11 protein-coding genes are annotated in these 15,440 nt (G+C 63.5%); 5 read left to right on the forward strand and 6 right to left on the reverse strand.

What is annotated here, in order from left to right; all coding sequences use genetic code 11:
- The first annotated feature begins 91 nt into the window (after positions 1-91).
- From icd to KY459_06680, 3 genes are read left to right on the forward strand one after another with little or no spacing between them, the layout of a single operon-like run.
- The gene (gene icd, locus KY459_06670) at positions 92-1,333 is read left to right on the forward strand and encodes an isocitrate dehydrogenase (NADP(+)) (protein ID MBW3564392.1); all 1,242 of its coding nucleotides are present in this window, start codon (positions 92-94) and stop codon (positions 1,331-1,333) included.
- Positions 1,334-1,338: 5 nt separating this feature from the next.
- Positions 1,339-2,514 (forward strand): DNA polymerase IV, encoded by a 1,176-nt coding sequence (gene dinB, locus KY459_06675; GenBank protein ID MBW3564393.1) that lies wholly within the window; start codon positions 1,339-1,341, stop codon positions 2,512-2,514.
- Complete coding sequence (locus KY459_06680) at positions 2,511-4,754, forward strand: hypothetical protein (protein ID MBW3564394.1); 2,244 nt, start codon at positions 2,511-2,513, stop codon at positions 4,752-4,754. The genes dinB and KY459_06680 overlap by 4 nt, the downstream gene beginning before the upstream one ends.
- 361 nt (positions 4,755-5,115) lie before the next feature.
- On the opposite strand, the gene KY459_06685 is transcribed toward KY459_06680, so the two are convergent.
- The 3 genes from KY459_06685 to KY459_06695 are packed head-to-tail and all read right to left on the reverse strand — an operon-like array spanning position 5,116 to position 10,112.
- Positions 5,116-7,056 (reverse strand): molybdopterin biosynthesis protein, encoded by a 1,941-nt coding sequence (locus KY459_06685; protein ID MBW3564395.1) that lies wholly within the window; start codon positions 7,054-7,056, stop codon positions 5,116-5,118.
- Positions 7,046-8,257, reverse strand: coding sequence for a molybdopterin molybdotransferase MoeA (locus KY459_06690; protein ID MBW3564396.1), 1,212 nt, complete (start codon positions 8,255-8,257; stop codon positions 7,046-7,048). The genes KY459_06685 and KY459_06690 overlap by 11 nt, the downstream gene beginning before the upstream one ends.
- Before the next feature lie 52 nt (positions 8,258-8,309).
- On the reverse strand, positions 8,310-10,112 hold the full coding sequence (locus KY459_06695; protein ID MBW3564397.1) for a DUF885 domain-containing protein: 1,803 nt from the start codon (positions 10,110-10,112) through the stop codon (positions 8,310-8,312).
- 156 nt (positions 10,113-10,268) lie between these two features.
- Between KY459_06695 and KY459_06700 the strand changes: the two genes are divergently transcribed.
- Both KY459_06700 and KY459_06705 read left to right on the forward strand, forming a co-directional pair.
- Positions 10,269-10,784 carry a hypothetical protein gene (locus tag KY459_06700; protein MBW3564398.1) on the forward strand — a complete coding sequence of 172 codons (516 nt, stop codon included), beginning with the start codon at positions 10,269-10,271 and terminating at the stop codon, positions 10,782-10,784.
- The gene (locus KY459_06705) at positions 10,777-10,998 is read left to right on the forward strand and encodes a hypothetical protein (GenBank protein MBW3564399.1); all 222 of its coding nucleotides are present in this window, start codon (positions 10,777-10,779) and stop codon (positions 10,996-10,998) included. The genes KY459_06700 and KY459_06705 overlap by 8 nt, the downstream gene beginning before the upstream one ends.
- Positions 10,999-11,028: 30 nt before the next feature.
- Here the strand turns inward: KY459_06705 and mnmA are convergent, their stop codons facing one another.
- The 3 genes from mnmA to KY459_06720 are packed head-to-tail and all read right to left on the reverse strand — an operon-like array spanning position 11,029 to position 15,376.
- Positions 11,029-12,180, reverse strand: coding sequence for a tRNA 2-thiouridine(34) synthase MnmA (gene mnmA, locus KY459_06710; protein ID MBW3564400.1), 1,152 nt, complete (start codon positions 12,178-12,180; stop codon positions 11,029-11,031).
- A gap of 24 nt (positions 12,181-12,204) precedes the next feature.
- Positions 12,205-13,083: a DMT family transporter gene (locus KY459_06715; protein ID MBW3564401.1), complete on the reverse strand. Its 879-nt coding sequence runs from the start codon at positions 13,081-13,083 to the stop codon at positions 12,205-12,207.
- A 16-nt stretch (positions 13,084-13,099) separates the two neighbouring features.
- Complete coding sequence (locus KY459_06720; GenBank protein ID MBW3564402.1) at positions 13,100-15,376, reverse strand: NADP-dependent malic enzyme; 2,277 nt, start codon at positions 15,374-15,376, stop codon at positions 13,100-13,102.
- Positions 15,377-15,440 lie beyond the last annotated feature (64 nt).

Here is a 15,440-nt window from a genome sequence, read left to right on the forward strand (position 1 = left end):
GCTGTTGCCGCTACCGGTGTGCAATCGGGCACTTCTCGATTTTTCCCGGCGAATCCAATAGAGTCGCCGCGAGAAAGGAGTTGCCCGACAGATGAAATTCGAGCGTTTCGGCAAGGTTCCGGAGGGGTCCGTAATCTCGGCGGATGGAAAGAAAATCACCGTTCCGGACGACCCGATCATCCCGTTCATCGAAGGGGACGGCACCGGCCCCGACATCTGGCGCGCAACCCGTCACGTTCTCGACGGCGCCGTCGAAAAGGTCTACTCCGGCAGGAAGAGAATCGCCTGGTTCGAGGTGTACGGCGGCGAGAAGGCGAACGAGAAATTCGGAGAATGGCTTCCGGAAGAGACTCTCGACGCGGTCCGGCACTTCAAGGTCGCGATCAAGGGCCCGCTGACGACGCCGGTCGGTGGCGGCATCCGCTCGCTCAACGTCACCCTCCGCCAGGTTCTCGATCTCTACGCGTGCGTCCGCCCGGTGCGCTACTTCGGCGGCGTCCCGTCGCCCGTCGCCGAGCCGGAGAAGGTCGACATGGTGATCTTTCGCGAGAACACGGAGGACGTTTACGCCGGGATCGAATGGAAGGCCGGCTCCGAGGAAGCAAGTAAGATCCGCGATTTCATTCGAGACATGGGGAAGGAGATTCGCGAAGGATCGGCGATCGGAATCAAGCCGGTCTCGGAGTTCGGATCGAAGCGTCTCGTGAAAAAGGCGATCGAGTACGCGATCGCGAACGGCCGCGATTCGGTGACGCTGGTCCACAAGGGCAACATCATGAAGTTCACCGAGGGGGCCTTCAAGGACTGGGGATACGAGGTGGCGGAGGAGGAGTTCGGCGATCGGACCGTGACGGAAGCGGATCTCTGGGACAAGCACGACGGCAAAGCGCCTGCGGGGAAGATCATCATCAAGGACAGGATTGCCGATGCGATGTTCCAGCAGATTCTTCTGCGGCCGGCGGAGTATTCGATCATCGCGACGACGAATCTGAACGGCGACTATCTCTCCGACGCACTCGCGGCGCAGGTCGGCGGACTCGGAATGGCGCCGGGATCGAACGAATCGAACGAGGTCGCGTTTTTCGAGGCGACCCACGGCACCGCGCCGAAGTACGCCGGGCAGGACAAGGTCAATCCCGGCTCGCTGATCCTCTCAGGAGTCATGATGCTGCGGCACCTCGGCTGGAACGAGGCCGCTTCCGCCGTCGAGGAAGCTCTCGGCCGGACGATTCAGGAGAAGCGTGTCACCTACGATCTCGAGAGGCAGATGAGCGGAGCCACGCTGTTGTCGACGTCGGAGTTCGGCAAGGCGATCGTCGACAACATCGGCTGATGTAGATGCGCAAAATCATCCACGTCGACATGGATGCGTTCTATGCATCGGTCGAACAGCGGGATGACCCTTCGTTGGCGGGGAGGCCGGTGGTGGTCGGTGCGAATGCGCCCCGGGGGGTAGTCGCCGCCGCGTCCTACGAAGCGAGGGCTTTCGGCGTCCGGTCCGCGATGCCGTCGGTTCGCGCCGCGCGACTCTGTCCGGACGCGGTGTGGATTCGACCGCGGTTCGATCGCTACCGCGAGGTCTCGTTGCAGATTCGTGAGATCTTCGAGCGTCACACAGATCTGATCGAGCCGCTCGGCCTCGACGAGGCTTACCTCGACGTGACCGTCGAAAAGACCGGAATCGCAACGGCTACCGAGACCGCGGAGGTCATCCGGCGAGAGATCCGGGAGACGACCGGCCTCACCGCCTCCGCGGGCGTCGCGGCCAACAAGTTCCTCGCGAAGATCGCGTCGGACTGGAAAAAGCCCGACGGCCTGTTCGTGATCAAACCGCATCAGGTCGAGCGATTTCTCGAGCACCTCGACGTCCGCAGGCTGCCGGGAGTCGGACGGAAGACCGAAGAGCGCCTGAAAAGCATGAACATTCTCGAGGTACGTCATCTGCGCGAGCTCGACGAGGATGAGCTGACCGAACGCTTCGGAAGTTTCGGCAGGCGGCTGTGGCAACTGGCGCGCGGCATCGATGACCGCCCGGTCAATCCATCGCGCATCCGGAAGTCGATGTCGTCCGAGAACACCTACTCGCGGGACCTCACTCTCGAAGAAGTGAGGGAAACGATGAACCGGGAGATTGACCGGGTCTGGAGCTGGGGCGAGAAGCGCGGCATGTTCGGCCGGACGATCGTGGTCAAGCTCCGGTCAGCCGACTTCACGACGCTCACCCGACAGTCGACGCGTTGCGATCCGCCGGCGACGCTCGAGGAGTTCCGGTCGCGGGCGCAGGAACTGCTCGGAGCGTTTCCCTTCGGACCGGAAACCAGGTTCCGTCTGGCGGGGGTGGGGATGAGCGGGTTCGACGAGGCGCTCGACCCCCAGGAGCCCCTTCCATTCGAGCGCCGCGAGGATCATCATCAGGTCGGAGAGGATCATGGCGAAGGACGCGGCGAGGAGTTTCATCGCGACGATCGAGAAGATCCGCGAAGGGAAGTCGCGCTGACGAAGCGCCCGGAATGATCACGGCTCTCGTCACCGTCGCCGGGGTGCTTGTTCCGTCGGCGCTGCTCGCATTTCTGGTTCACAGGCTTCTCGTTCCCGTTTCGCGGACGACGTTCTTCCTTGCACTCGGTATCGCGCTCGTCGCTGTGAGCCCGGGTCTGGTGCCCGACCGTGTTCCGGTGCCGCTCGATGAAGTGATGCGAGGGTACCCATTTCGCGGCGTCGTCGGTGAGGTATCGCCCCGAAACGCTTTGACGAATGACACGGTCAAGCTCTTTCTTCCGTGGTATTCGGCGGCTCGGGATCAGATGCTCGATGGCGATCTGCCGTTATGGAATCCGTGGTCGTTCGCAGGGTATCCGCTTCTGGCGAATGGTGAAGCCGCTCCGCTTTCGCCCTTTTTTCTGGCGACTCTGTTCGTGCCGCTGCCCGAGCAGATCGTAGCGATGGCCGGCGTGAAGGTGTTCGTCGCCTTTCTCTTCGGGGCGCTCTTTCTGATGCGACTCGGAGCCAGCCGGTGGGCGGCGTGGTTCGGTTCGGCAGCATTCGCACTTTCGACCTATCAGTTCGTCTACCTCTACTACAGCGCAGCGACTGTGTCGGCTCTTCTTCCGGCGGTTGCCCTCGGTTTGCTCCTCATTCTCGAGGATCCGGGCCGCAGGTCGATCTCGTTCTTTGCCGTAACCGTGGCCGTCGCCATGTCCTCCGGACATCCGGAGAGCGTGCTCCACATGATCATCGGCGGACTGATCGTGATCGCCGCGGTGTTGATTCGGGGAGGGCTGCCGGACGTGCGGCGATCGTTTCTGCTGATCACAGGGGGAGCGATTCTCGGTCTCGCTTTCTCGGCGATCGCCTGGGTTCCGGTGGCGGAGCAGGTGGCACAAAGCCAGCGTCTCGGAGAGATTGCGAGCCATCGTGAAATGAACCAGTCGTTTTCCGGGCTTGCGGGCTGGGCGCTCATCACGCCGGACGCGTTTGGAAATCCGGCGAGAGGCACCTGGGCGTGGAAGTACAACTATCCGGGCGTTGCATCGTCCTACGTCGGCTCGATCGTTCTGTGTCTCGTTCCACTGGCGATCTTCATCCGGAACGCGGGAGCTGTTCCGAGGACGCTCGCGATCGGAGCGGTGCTCACCTGGCTCTCGGCGATGAAGTGGACCTTTGTCGGATATCTGTCAGAGATTCCTCCGCTATCACTCGTCGGAAATGACAAACTCCGCTTCGTCTCGGTGTTTCTCGCCGCGGCGGCTGCCGCGCTGATTCTCGACCGTCTTCGTGCTCTGCGTGCATTGCCGGCATTCGCTCTGGCGGCGCTCGTCTTCAACGCGGGGTGGCTCGCGATCGCGCTTCAGTACTTTCCGGATCGGCTCGGCCCGTACGCCCTGATCGGCCCCGCTGCCGTGATCGGGTTTGGGCTCGTGGCCTGGAGATGGGCGTCGTATTCGTGCGTCATCGCTTTCTTTCTGATCGTCGTCGAGCTTGCCGTTCTCAATCTCCCGTTCAACGCAACGGCGGAGACCCGCTACTACGCTCCACCGGTTCCGATGATCGACCGGTTGCACGCTCTCGCTCCGGAGGAACCTTTCAGAGTCGCCGGCCTCGACTGGACTTTTCTCCCGAACACCTCCGCGATCTACCGGCTGGAGGACGTGAGAGGGAGTGATCCGATGGCGTGGCAGCCGTACGTCGAGTTTTTCGCTGATGCATCGGTTCCGACCGAGGGCGCCGATCTTAGGAGGATCATCGACCCGGCTCATCCGCACCTCGATCTTCTCGGTGTCCGGTTCCTTCTGGCGGACCCGGAGCAGAGTGCCGGCGAGGGATGGCGGCTGGTGTACGAAGGGGCCGACGGCCGGCTGTACGAGAATGAGCAGTGGAAGCGGAGGTTCTTCGAGGTCGAAGAGGGCGCGGCGGCGACGGCGCGACGCCCCGCGATTCGTTCGCTCTGGACTTCACAGACGAGGCCGGGACGGTTTCGCCTGACGGTCGATGCGGAGCGCCATGCGCTCATCGGATCATCTCAGCCGGATCTACCCGGCTGGAGGGTCCGGGTCGACGGGCAGCCGGCCGGCCTCGTCGATTTGGCAGAACCGTTCGTCGCATTCCGGGTTCCAGCGGGGATGTCCCGGGTGGTCGTCGATTACCAGCCGACCTCAGTGTGGTTGAGCGCCTGGATCTCAGTGCTGAGCCTGCTGGGATGGTTTCTCTGGTTCAGAACCCGGGTCAGTCCGAGGGCGCGAAGCGACGGATCATAAACGAATGTTTGATCTCTCGCGAAAACCCACTTCCTCGTTATCCGGAGCCATTTGAACGGCACAATGCCCCGGTGAAGCGGGAACGAAAACCGGAGCCCGCAAAACTCCGCATCCCATACTCAAGCCGACGTCGTCCCGAGCGGGCGGTCGGGTGGGCAAGCGAGGGACCTTGTAGGGTGGGACATCAGGCCAAGCGAAGCGCTGCAAGTGGGTCGAAGTCCAACAATTTCGTGGTCGTTTCATTAGAAGCCGCCGAAGGACGCCGAAGGATCTGGTGGCAGGCTCGTGAATGAATGATGCGGAGAGGCATCACGTCGATTCACGACCCACCCCCGGATTCTTCACCCGCGCTGCGCCGGGCTCAGAACGACGAATTGTCGTGGCTGAAGCCGAGCCCGCGGAGCCGCTCGCGTACGGCCGGATCGCCGACGGTCTCGACGAACCGGCGGACCGGCGCGCGATCGATGCGAGAGCGCGCGACGGCGAAATCGTAACGTTCGTCGCCGATCGGGATGAACCCGAGGCCGGACGATCGGGCGACCGTCTCGATACAGACGCCCCAGTCGGCCCGTCGCTGGGCGACGGCGCTCGCCACCGCTTCATGTGATTTCGGCTCGACCCAGTACCCGGCCGGACGGGCACCCTCCAGAATGCGGTCGATGAGCGCTCGCGTACCGCTCCCCCGGTTGCGATTGATCATCACGAGCCCGGCCGAAGATCGGATTACGTTCGTCGCCTCATCGAGGCTCCGGCCTTCGAAGCGTTCATCGTCCTCGCGAAACGCGATTCCCTGAACGCGGACGTAGCCGTGGATCAGCTCGATCGTATCGTCGACGAAGGGTGCGTTGTAGGAACCGGTCGCGGGATCCCACAGATGGATCCCCGCGAGATCGCACTCTCCGCGCTTCACCGCTTCGAGACCGGCCGAGCTTCCCGCGGCGATCGAGCGCGTGCTGAAACCGGCCCCGCGGAGCGTCGCGAGGATCTCGTCGAGCCCGCGGCACTGGCTGCCGATCACGACGAGATCGACCGGTTCGATCTCTTCCGAGAGGAGAGTGGCTTCGAGGATCTCGCCCTTCTCGACGAGCTCCTGGTGGCGGTCGATCCGGACGAAGGCGTCCGCATGGCTGAACGTCGTGACCGAACCGGATCCCTTCCCGATCGGCCACGCGATCGGCGGCTCCTCGGGGTCGGTCGACGGCACGAGCATCACGAGAACGAACTCGGTGCGCCCCTTGTCGGAGATTATCCTGAACGGTGCACGAGCCGTAATTCTTCGTCCGGGCTTGCGGCGCCGTCCCGTCATCCGCGCGATCAGTGGTGCTACGAATTCATGGAAGGTGAAGATCGCCGAAGTGGGGAAACCGGGAAGGACGACGACGGGCTTTTCGTGATGGAGCGCGAGGCAGACCGGTTTGCCGGGCTTGAGCGCCACGCCGTGGACGACGAGGCCGGGATCGAGCTCGGCAGCGATCCGATAGGAGATGTCGCCGGCGCCCTTCGAGGTTCCGCCGGACATCAGAACGATGTCGTGATCGCAGAGCGCGCCGTGGACCATCTCTCTCAGTTGGTCTGCCTTGTCGGGACAGATTCCGAGCCGGTGCGGCTCTCCTCCCGCTTCGCGTACCGCTTCGGCGAGAATCCACGAGTTGCTGTCGATGATCCTTCCTGGTGTGAGAATCTCGTCGCTCGATGGATCGACGAGCTCGTCGCCGGTCGAGATGATGGCGACTCGTGGCTTCGCGAACACCGGAACCCGAGTGTGGCCGGTCGACGCCAGAACGCCGATCTCGCGCGCGGTCAGCAGACGGCTTGCATGCGCGATCGTTTCTCCCTGGCTGATGTCGGTACCGGCGAACGTGACGTTCCCTCCGGGGACGACCGCTCGGGAAACCTCGAGCTCTGCGCCCTCCCGGTTCGTGTGCTCGACCATGACGACGGCGTTCGCGCCGCGCGGAAGCGGTGCGCCCGTCGCAATCGGGAGGGCTTCCCCCTGCCGGACTTCGTGCCGCGGCAGTTGCCCCGGAGCCGAAGCCTCGATCGTGACGCGAAGTCTGCGAGGCTCGGTCTCGCTCGCTTCCCACGTATCCTCCGATCGGACGGCGAATCCGTCGACGTTGCTCCGATCGAACGAGGTCACATTCACCGGCGAGCGGAGATCCTCCGCCAGAACCCGTCCGGAAGCCGACTCGAGCGCGACCGTCTCGGCACGAGGCGCGAGGTGGGCGGTTGCCAGGTCGTACCTCCGATGCGCTTCCTCCACATCGATGACGTCGAGAAACTGTTCCTGATCAATGGTCATAGAGGTAAACCTCGATCGAGGAGCCGACGGGATGGCCTTCGCTGTCGGCGGAGACCAGCGCGAATCCGTCGGCTCGGGTCGTGGTCGAAAGGATCGATGCACCCGCCGAGGCGATCGGCTCGGCGGTGTCTCCCTCGATTTTCAATCGGACGTAGTCGACACGACCCGGTTCGGAGACGATCTTACGCCCGAGAGTTCTGGTGACCCTCCGGTAGGGTAACCAAGAATTCCGTCCGCCCAGGCGACGAATCGTCCTCCCAGCCAATAGATCGTACGCGCAGAGGCATGAAACGGGATTTCCCGGAAGAAGGAAAACGATCCGGTTGCCGACAGTTCCGAAGCCGGTGGGCGATGCGGGACGCATTGCGATTCCGTGGACCGCGAGCTCTCCGAGCTCGGCCACGAGTTGCGGGGCATGATCTTCGGTGCCCACCGACGAGCCGCCAGAAATCAGAATCACGTCTGCATTCGAGTTGCTGAGCGCATCCCGGAGAACATCCGCGTCGTCGGGAAGGATGCGCGATTGCGACACCTCTCCACCGTCGCGTTTCGCGAGCATTTCGAGCATGACCGAATTGCTCTCCCAGATCGATCCGGGGCGTGGCGGAGATCCGATCGGAAGGAGCTCGTCCCCCGTTGCGAGAATCTCGACTCTCGGCCTCCGGATGACCTCGGCGTGGTCGAGACCGATCGAGGCGATCATCGCGATGTCCTGGGGGCGCAGGATTCTCCCGGCCGCAAGAACGCGATCCCCCTCCCGGACGTCTTCCCCTTTGCGGCCGATGTGCCGGCCGGGAGTGACCGAGTCCTGGATCCGCACGCGACCGCCGGTCTCCTCCGCGATCTCGGCGACCACGACGGCATCGGCCCCATCCGGGATCGGTGCCCCGGTCATGATCCGGACGGCTTCACCCCGTCGTATCGCGCCCTCCCATCGCGAGCCCGGAAGCGCCTGGCCGACAACCACGAGGTCGACGCGGTTCGACGCCGTCGCACCGAAAGTCTCTTCCGCGCAGACCGCATAGCCGTCCATCGCCGAGCGGTCGAAGGAAGGAACGTCGACTGTCGAGATCAAATCCGAGGAGAGAGCGCGGCCGAATGCTTCCCGGAGTGGGACGTTTTCCGAATCGAGAGTCGCGCTGAGGGAGTCGAGGATCTCGATTGCGTCATCGAGACGCACCCGGGACCGGAAACCTCGCATCCGGACGTCCCCGGGTCGTGGGTGCGACCGGTCTGAGGCGTCGGTCGCCGTCTCAGGGCTCCTTCTTCGAGGCGATCCAGTCCCTGACTCTTCGCTCGAGGATCGACAGCGGGATGGCACCAGCTCCGAGGACCGTGTCGTGGAACTCCCGGACGTCGAAGTTCTCTCCGAGCTCGGTGCTCGCGAGCTGCCGAAGCTCCTTGATCTTCAGCTCTCCGATCTTGTAGGCGAGCGCCTGACCCGGCCATACGATGTAGCGGTCGATCTCGACGACGACGTCGTGCTCGGACTTCCCTGCGTTCTCCATGAAGTATTCGATCGCCTGCTGCCGCGACCATCCCTTCGAATGCATCCCGGTGTCGACGACGAGCCGGATCGCGCGCCACATCTCGTAGGTGAGCTGACCGAACTTCGAGTAGGGATCCTCGTACATGCCGAGGTCGCTGCCGAGCGATTCCGCGTAGAGTCCCCATCCTTCGACGAAAGCGGTGTAGCCGAATCCGTATCTGCGAAAGTTCGGGAGCTCGCCCAGTTCCTGCGCGAGAGCGATCTGAAGATGATGTCCGGGCACCGCCTCGTGCAGCGTGAGGGCTTCCATCTCCCACTTCGGTCTCGACGCTAGATCATAGGTGTTCGCGTAGAAGACCCCGGCGCGGCCCGCTTCGATCGATCCGGGGTTGTAGTACGCGGTCGTCTGGGTTTTCTCGGAGTACTCGGGGACGGGCTCCACCGTGTACGGAAGGCGTTGCAGGGTACGGAAGAGGGTCGGAAGCTCTCCATCGATCCGTTTCGCGATGTCGCGATATGCCGTCAGCAGGTCTTCCTTCTGGTCGAAGAAGAACTGTTCGTCGGTCCGGAGAAACGTGAAGAACTCCGCGAGAGATCCTTCGAAGCCGGTCTCCTCCCGAATCTTCTCCATCTCGCCGCGGATGCGCGCGACCTCGTCGAGGCCGATCTGATGGATCTGATCGGGTGTGAGGTCGGTCGTCGTTCTCTGGCGCACGTTGTAGGCATACCAGGCCTCACCGTCGGGAAGCTCGGAGAGACCGATCGATTCTCTGGTCCCGCCGTAATAGCTCTTCTCCCAGAAGTCTTCGAGCTTTCGAAGGGCCGGATAGACCGACTGGCGGAGGGCCGAGATGCCCTCGCGCCGGAGACGTTCACGCTCTGACTCGGGAATCGATTCGGGCAGGTCCGAGAAATAGATCGTGTAAATCGGTGAGTCTTCGACTCGGTCGGGCATCTGCAGACGGATCAGGTTTCCGACTTCCCGGAGGGTGATTCGCGGTGGCGTCACTCCTTTTTCGAGGCCCGCTTCGAGGTGCTCGATCGTGTGATCGACCGAGGTCGGGAAGGCCTCGAGTCGCCGGATGAAGTTCTCGACGTCCGCGACGGTGCGCTTAGGCGTGACGTTCGCAATCTGTGCGATCGACTGGTGGATGCCTCCCATCTGGTTGATCTGGAGGTATTCGCCGGGGAAGCGGTGGCCGGCGATCTCGTTCTCGAGGTCCTCGAGATAGAGGTCGTAGTTGAGCTTGTCGGCCTCGCTGAGGCGTGAGCGGTCGATTGCCTTCAGTCTGGCGAGCGCATCCCGCGCGTGGGCTTTCCGGCGCTCGATCGCGGCAGCGGAGATGTCGGTGACGCGATCGTCGTAGCGGCGGTCGCCGAGGTACGTCGCGAACTCCGGAAACTCTTCGAGCGTCCACTCCCACTCTGCGTCGAAAAAGCCGTGCAGCTCGTCGTCACGGTGATCCGCCGGATCAGCCGTCGCGGGGCCGGAGACCGATGGAGTCACGACGATCTCCGTCTCTTCGAGACAGTCGCAGGGAGCGGTTGTGGCGCAGCCGGCCAGCATGAGAGTGCCGGCGAGCAGAAGTGGGAAGAATCGATGCATTTTGCCTCCGGAGTCGGGATGTCGGTGCACGTAGTCATGGTATCGGAACCGGGCCGGAACCAGAGTTCGAGTCAGCGTCTGTTTCCGACGAAGGCGCTTATTGTATCCTCGGATGAGATGCTGCCTCCGGGTCCGTTCATCGAGGTGATGAAGTCGCTCGCCGCCGCTGACGTCCGCTTCATCGTGGTCGGGGGCGTCGCCGTCGTGTTGCACGGTCATCTTCGCCTGACGGCGGATCTCGACCTTGTCCTCGACATGACGCCGGACAACCTCAGGCGCGCAGTATCTGCGTTGGCGGATCTGAATTTCAAACCCCGAGCCCCGGTTCCGATCGAGACTTTCGTAAGTCCGGAAGAGAGAAAGCGCTTGCGCAGGGAAAAACAGATGGAAGTGTTGTCTCTCTGGAGTGAGTCCCGGGCCGGATTCGAAGTCGATCTCTTCACCGAAGCTCCATTCGACTACGATGAGGTAGCCCGGCGAGCGACGCGGGTGATGGTTGACGAATTCGAGATTCTCGTGGCCCCGGTTTCAGTGCTCATCGGCATGAAGCGGAAAGCTTCGAGAGGGAGAGACCTCGAGGACATCGCCGTCTTGGAGAGAATTCTGCGACAGCGAGGGGACTCGAATGAGTGAGTGGAGCTTCGAAGGAACGACTCGCCGGCAGGAGCTTCTGGGGCTCGAGATGACGGTTGAGGAGCGCCTTCGATGGCTCGACCGCACATTTCTCGAAGCGGTCGCGCTGCGCCGCGCCGCGGCAGGCGATGCGGAACCGCTCTGGATCAGATCTGAATTTCCCGATTCGGCCGAGCGGGATACCGCCGATGGTCGTCCGGGCGAACGGGACTGATCCGGTCGTCAGATTCTTCTGAATTTCCGCCTAGCCCTGGCGGCGCGAGATCCAGCCCCCGCCGAGACAGACGTCGCCGTCGTAGAAGACGACCGCCTGTCCGGGTGCGGCGGCGCGGACTGGCTCGTCGAACGTGACGCGACTCGTCCACTCGTCGAGCATCTCGACCGAGGCGGGAAGGTCTTCGCCGCGCGAGCGGACGCGGGCCCGAACCTCGATCTTCGTTCCCGGCGACGGAACCTCGCCGGAGATCCAGTGGGTTCGCTCGGCCACGAGCTCGAGCCGCCGCAGGTTCTGCTCGGGTCCGACGACGACGTCCTTCGTCTGCGGGTCGATGTGCACGACGTAGAGTCGATCGGCCGTCCCGCCGATCTGAAGACCGCGGCGCTGGCCGACGGTGAACCGGTGGTAGCCGTCGTGCGTCCCGACCTCCCGGCCTTCGACGTCGATGATTCTGCCGCAGGCGTTCCCGGTCGCGACCGCGGTCGCCGATGCGCTTCCTCCCGCCGCCGCCATCCGCTTCGCCTCCTCCTCGACGATTCGCGCGTAGGAGTCGGTCTGCGGAACGAAGCAGATCTCGTACGACTCCGCCTTCTTCGCCACCGACAGCCCCGCCTCTTCCGCGATTGCCCGCACCTCGGGCTTGGTCAGCTCGCCGAGCGGGAAAAGGGCGTGGGCGAGCTGCGCCTGCGAGAGCTCGAAGAGGAAGTAGCTCTGATCCTTGGCGAGATCGCGCGCCTTCCGGAGCTCGAATCGCCCATCCTCGCTTCGGGTGACGCGGGCATAGTGACCGGTGGCGACCTTCGTCGCGCCGACCGAGAGTGCCTTCCGGTGAAACGAGTCGAACTTGACCCACGTGTTGCAGCGGACGCAGGGACTCGGTGTGCGGCCTTCGAGGTAGTCGAGCGCGAACGGCTCGATCACCTTCTCGCGAAAACCCTCCTCCATGTCGATGACGAAGTGCGGTATGCCGAGCTTCCACGCGACCGATCGTGCATCCGCCATGTCGTCGAGCGTGCAGCAGCCGCCGTACTCCGTCTCCGAGCGAGCGGACGAGTCGTACATCCGCATCGACAGGCCCAGAACGTCATAGCCTTCGCGCACGAGGAGGTACGCGGTCGTCGAGGAATCGACACCGCCGGACATCGCGACTGCAATTCGGGTCCGCGTCTCCATGCGGATCGGGCAACGTCTGAAAAGTAACGATTATTCGGCGAGGACTGCCGCGGGGCGGGCCCGCCCGAGGATGATCATCGCGGCCACGCCGATGATCGAAACGACAATGCCGATGACCGTCAGAAGCGTCAGCACATCGCCGAGATAGATGACGCCGAGGATCGTGGCGATGACGACGCCGAGCTGGGAGATGATGCCGGCGGCGAGGGTCTCGACCCACCGGTAGGCCCATGTCATGAGAATCTGGGCGAGCAGCGCGGCCACGCCCGCGAGCAGAACGAAAAGCCACTCGCGCGGGCTTGGGGCCTTCCAGACCGGCACCGCGACCGGAAGCGTGACGATCAGGCCGAAGACGGAGAGAAAGAAGAGGATGCTCCAGGTGCTTTCGGTCTTTCTGGCTCCGCGCATCGCGGTCACCGCGGCGGCGGCGCAGACTGCCGAAGCGAGTCCGGCGAGCTCCCACCTGCCGAATCCGAGCGTTTCGTCCGGCGTCGAGTGGCCGGTGACGACCAGGGCGACTCCGATGAGCGTGATCACGAGTGGTCCGACGTTCCGGGCGGTCAGCCGCTCGCCGAGAAATACGGCCGCGAGAATGCCGCTGAACACCGGCGATGTGGAGTTGAGAAGTGAGGCGACGCCGACCGGGATGTGCGCAACCGATACGAAATAGAGAAGGACCGCGAGCCCACCGAAAAAACCGCGCAGCACGAGCGGCAGGAGCCGGGTGTACTGAAAGCTCTTCGCCCGGATTCGCGGGATCAGGAGGATCGGGACGAAGACGATCAGGAAACGGAACACGGCGACCTCGCTGGGAGGAACCGTGGCAGCGGCGACCTTGACGAAGATCGCCATCAGAGCGAAGCAGAGCGTCGAGGTGAGGAGCGCGACGACGCCCCGGTTCTCGGTCAATGCGGGTCGCTTTCTCCTACCAGTCCTGAGCGTCGAGCGCGGCGATTGCCGCCATGTTGACGATGTCGGAAACGTCGACGCCCCGCTGGAGCACGTGGACGGGCTTCGCAAGTCCCTGCAGAATCGGACCGATCGCTTCCGCGCCCGCGATCCGCCAGAGCAGCTTGTAGGCGATGTTGGCCGATTGCAGGTCGGGACAGATGAGGACGTTCGCGTCCCCCTGAATGACGCTCCAAGGGTAGTCGGCCTCGGCGATCGAAGAGACGACCGCGGTATCCGCCTGCATCTCGCCGTCGACCACGAGATCGGGATCAGTCGCGTGGAGAATCTCGACCGCGCGCCTCACCTTTGCCTGACTCGGGTGCGGAGTCGAGCCGAAGTTCGAGAACGAAAGCATCCCGACGCGCGGCTCGATCCCGAATCTGCGAGCGGTTTTTGCGCTCAGCCGCGCGATCTCCGCGAGCTCCTCGGCCGTCGGATCGATGTTGACGGTCGTGTCGGCGAGGATCAGCTCGCGGTTGTCGAACAGCAGAAGGTAGGCACCCGACACGCGTTTGACTCCCCCGGCGGTCTTCAGGATCTGGAGGGCGGGGCGGATCGTTTCGGGGTAATAGGCGCGCAACCCGGAGATGACGCCGTCGGCGTCTCCCAGGTCCAGCATGAGCATCGCGAAGTAGTTGCGGCTCCGAGCGAGCTTCCGGGCGTCGGCGAGCGTCACACCGTAGCGACGCCTGAGCTGATGGAGGCGTTTGGCGTAACGCTCGGATTTGTCGGTATCGCGAACGTCGATGATCTCGACGGCCGAGGAATCGATCTCGAGGTCTTTGATGTGGCGCTCGACGATGTCGCGTCTGCCGAGAAGTACGGGGGAGGCGATTTCCTCCTCGATCAGGATCTTTGCAGCGCGGACGATTTTCTCGTCGTCTCCCTCCGGCAGGACGATTCGTTTCCTGTCGCCGGTCCGGGCCCGGTCGAAGACGGTGTTCATGATCTGCCGGGAACGGCCGAGGAATCGCTCGAGCTGACGTACGTACTGCTCGTAGTCCTCGATCGGCCTTCCGGCCACGCCGCTCTCCGCGGCGGCCTTCGCCACGGCGGGGGAGACCCAGAGCAGCACGCGATAGTCGAAGGGCTTCGGAATGAGGTATTCGCGTCCGAACTGCATGCGGTCGACCGAGTAAGCGCGCAGAACCGAATCCGGCACGTCCTCGCGCGCGAGATCCGCAAGCGCCTTTGCCGCGGCGCGTTTCATCGGCTCGTTGACGGCCGTAGCACGGCAGTCGAGCGCTCCTCTGAAGATGAACGGGAACCCGAGAACGTTGTTGACCTGATTCGGATAGTCGGAACGTCCCGTTGCCATGATCACGTCTGGCCGGGCCTCGGTCGCCTCTTCGTAGGTGATCTCGGGATCCGGATTGGCGAGCGCGAATACGATCGGGTTGTCCGCCATCGATCGCACCATGTCCTGTGTCACGATTCCGCCGATGGATAGGCCGAGAAAGACGTCGGCGCCCTTCATGGCATCTTCGAGGGTTCGGGCGTCGGTCTTCGCCGCGAACTCCTGTTTGTACTCGTTCATCCCTTTCTCGCGCCCCTGGTAAATCACGCCGGTACTGTCGACGAGGATGACGTTCTCCCGTTTCAGGCCGAACTCCTGGTACAGGCGGATGCAGGCGATTCCGGCCGCGCCCGCGCCGGTTGACACGATCCGAACGTCCTCGATTTTCTTGCCGGCGACTTCGAGCGCATTGAGGAGTGCAGCGGCGGAGATGATCGCCGTCCCGTGCTGGTCGTCGTGGAAGACGGGGATGTTCATTTCGGCCTGCAGGCGGCGCTCGATCTCGAAGCACTCGGGCGCGCCGATGTCCTCGAGGTTGATGCCGCCGAAGGTCGGCTCGAGATGCCTGACGAGAGCGACGAACTCGTCGACGTCGGTTACCGAGAGCTCGAGGTCGAAGACGTCGATCCCGGCGAATCGCTTGAAGAGAACAGCCTTTCCTTCCATCACAGGCTTGCCGGCAGCCGGGCCGATGTCTCCCAGCCCGAGGACGGCCGTTCCGTTGGTCACGACCGCGACGAGATTCCCCTTGTTCGTGTATCGATAGACCGCTGATGGGTCTTTCTCGATCTCACGGCAGGGAGCCGCGACTCCCGGAGTGTAGGCCAGCGAGAGATCGCGCTGGGATAGCGTCGGCTTGGTCGGGATGACTTCGATTTTTCCGGGGATGGGCTCCTCGTGATAGATGAGGGCTTCGGCGGAAAAGTCGCGGCTGCGGGGCTTGTCGTCGTTCATGTCGGGTGTAGTTTATCCGCGCCGGGCGCCGGGCGGCGAACGTGAGCGACAGGAGCACCGAGCA

It is taken from the genome of Acidobacteriota bacterium (genome assembly GCA_019347945.1).
Lineage (GTDB): Bacteria > Acidobacteriota > Thermoanaerobaculia > Gp7-AA8 > JAHWKK01 > JAHWKK01.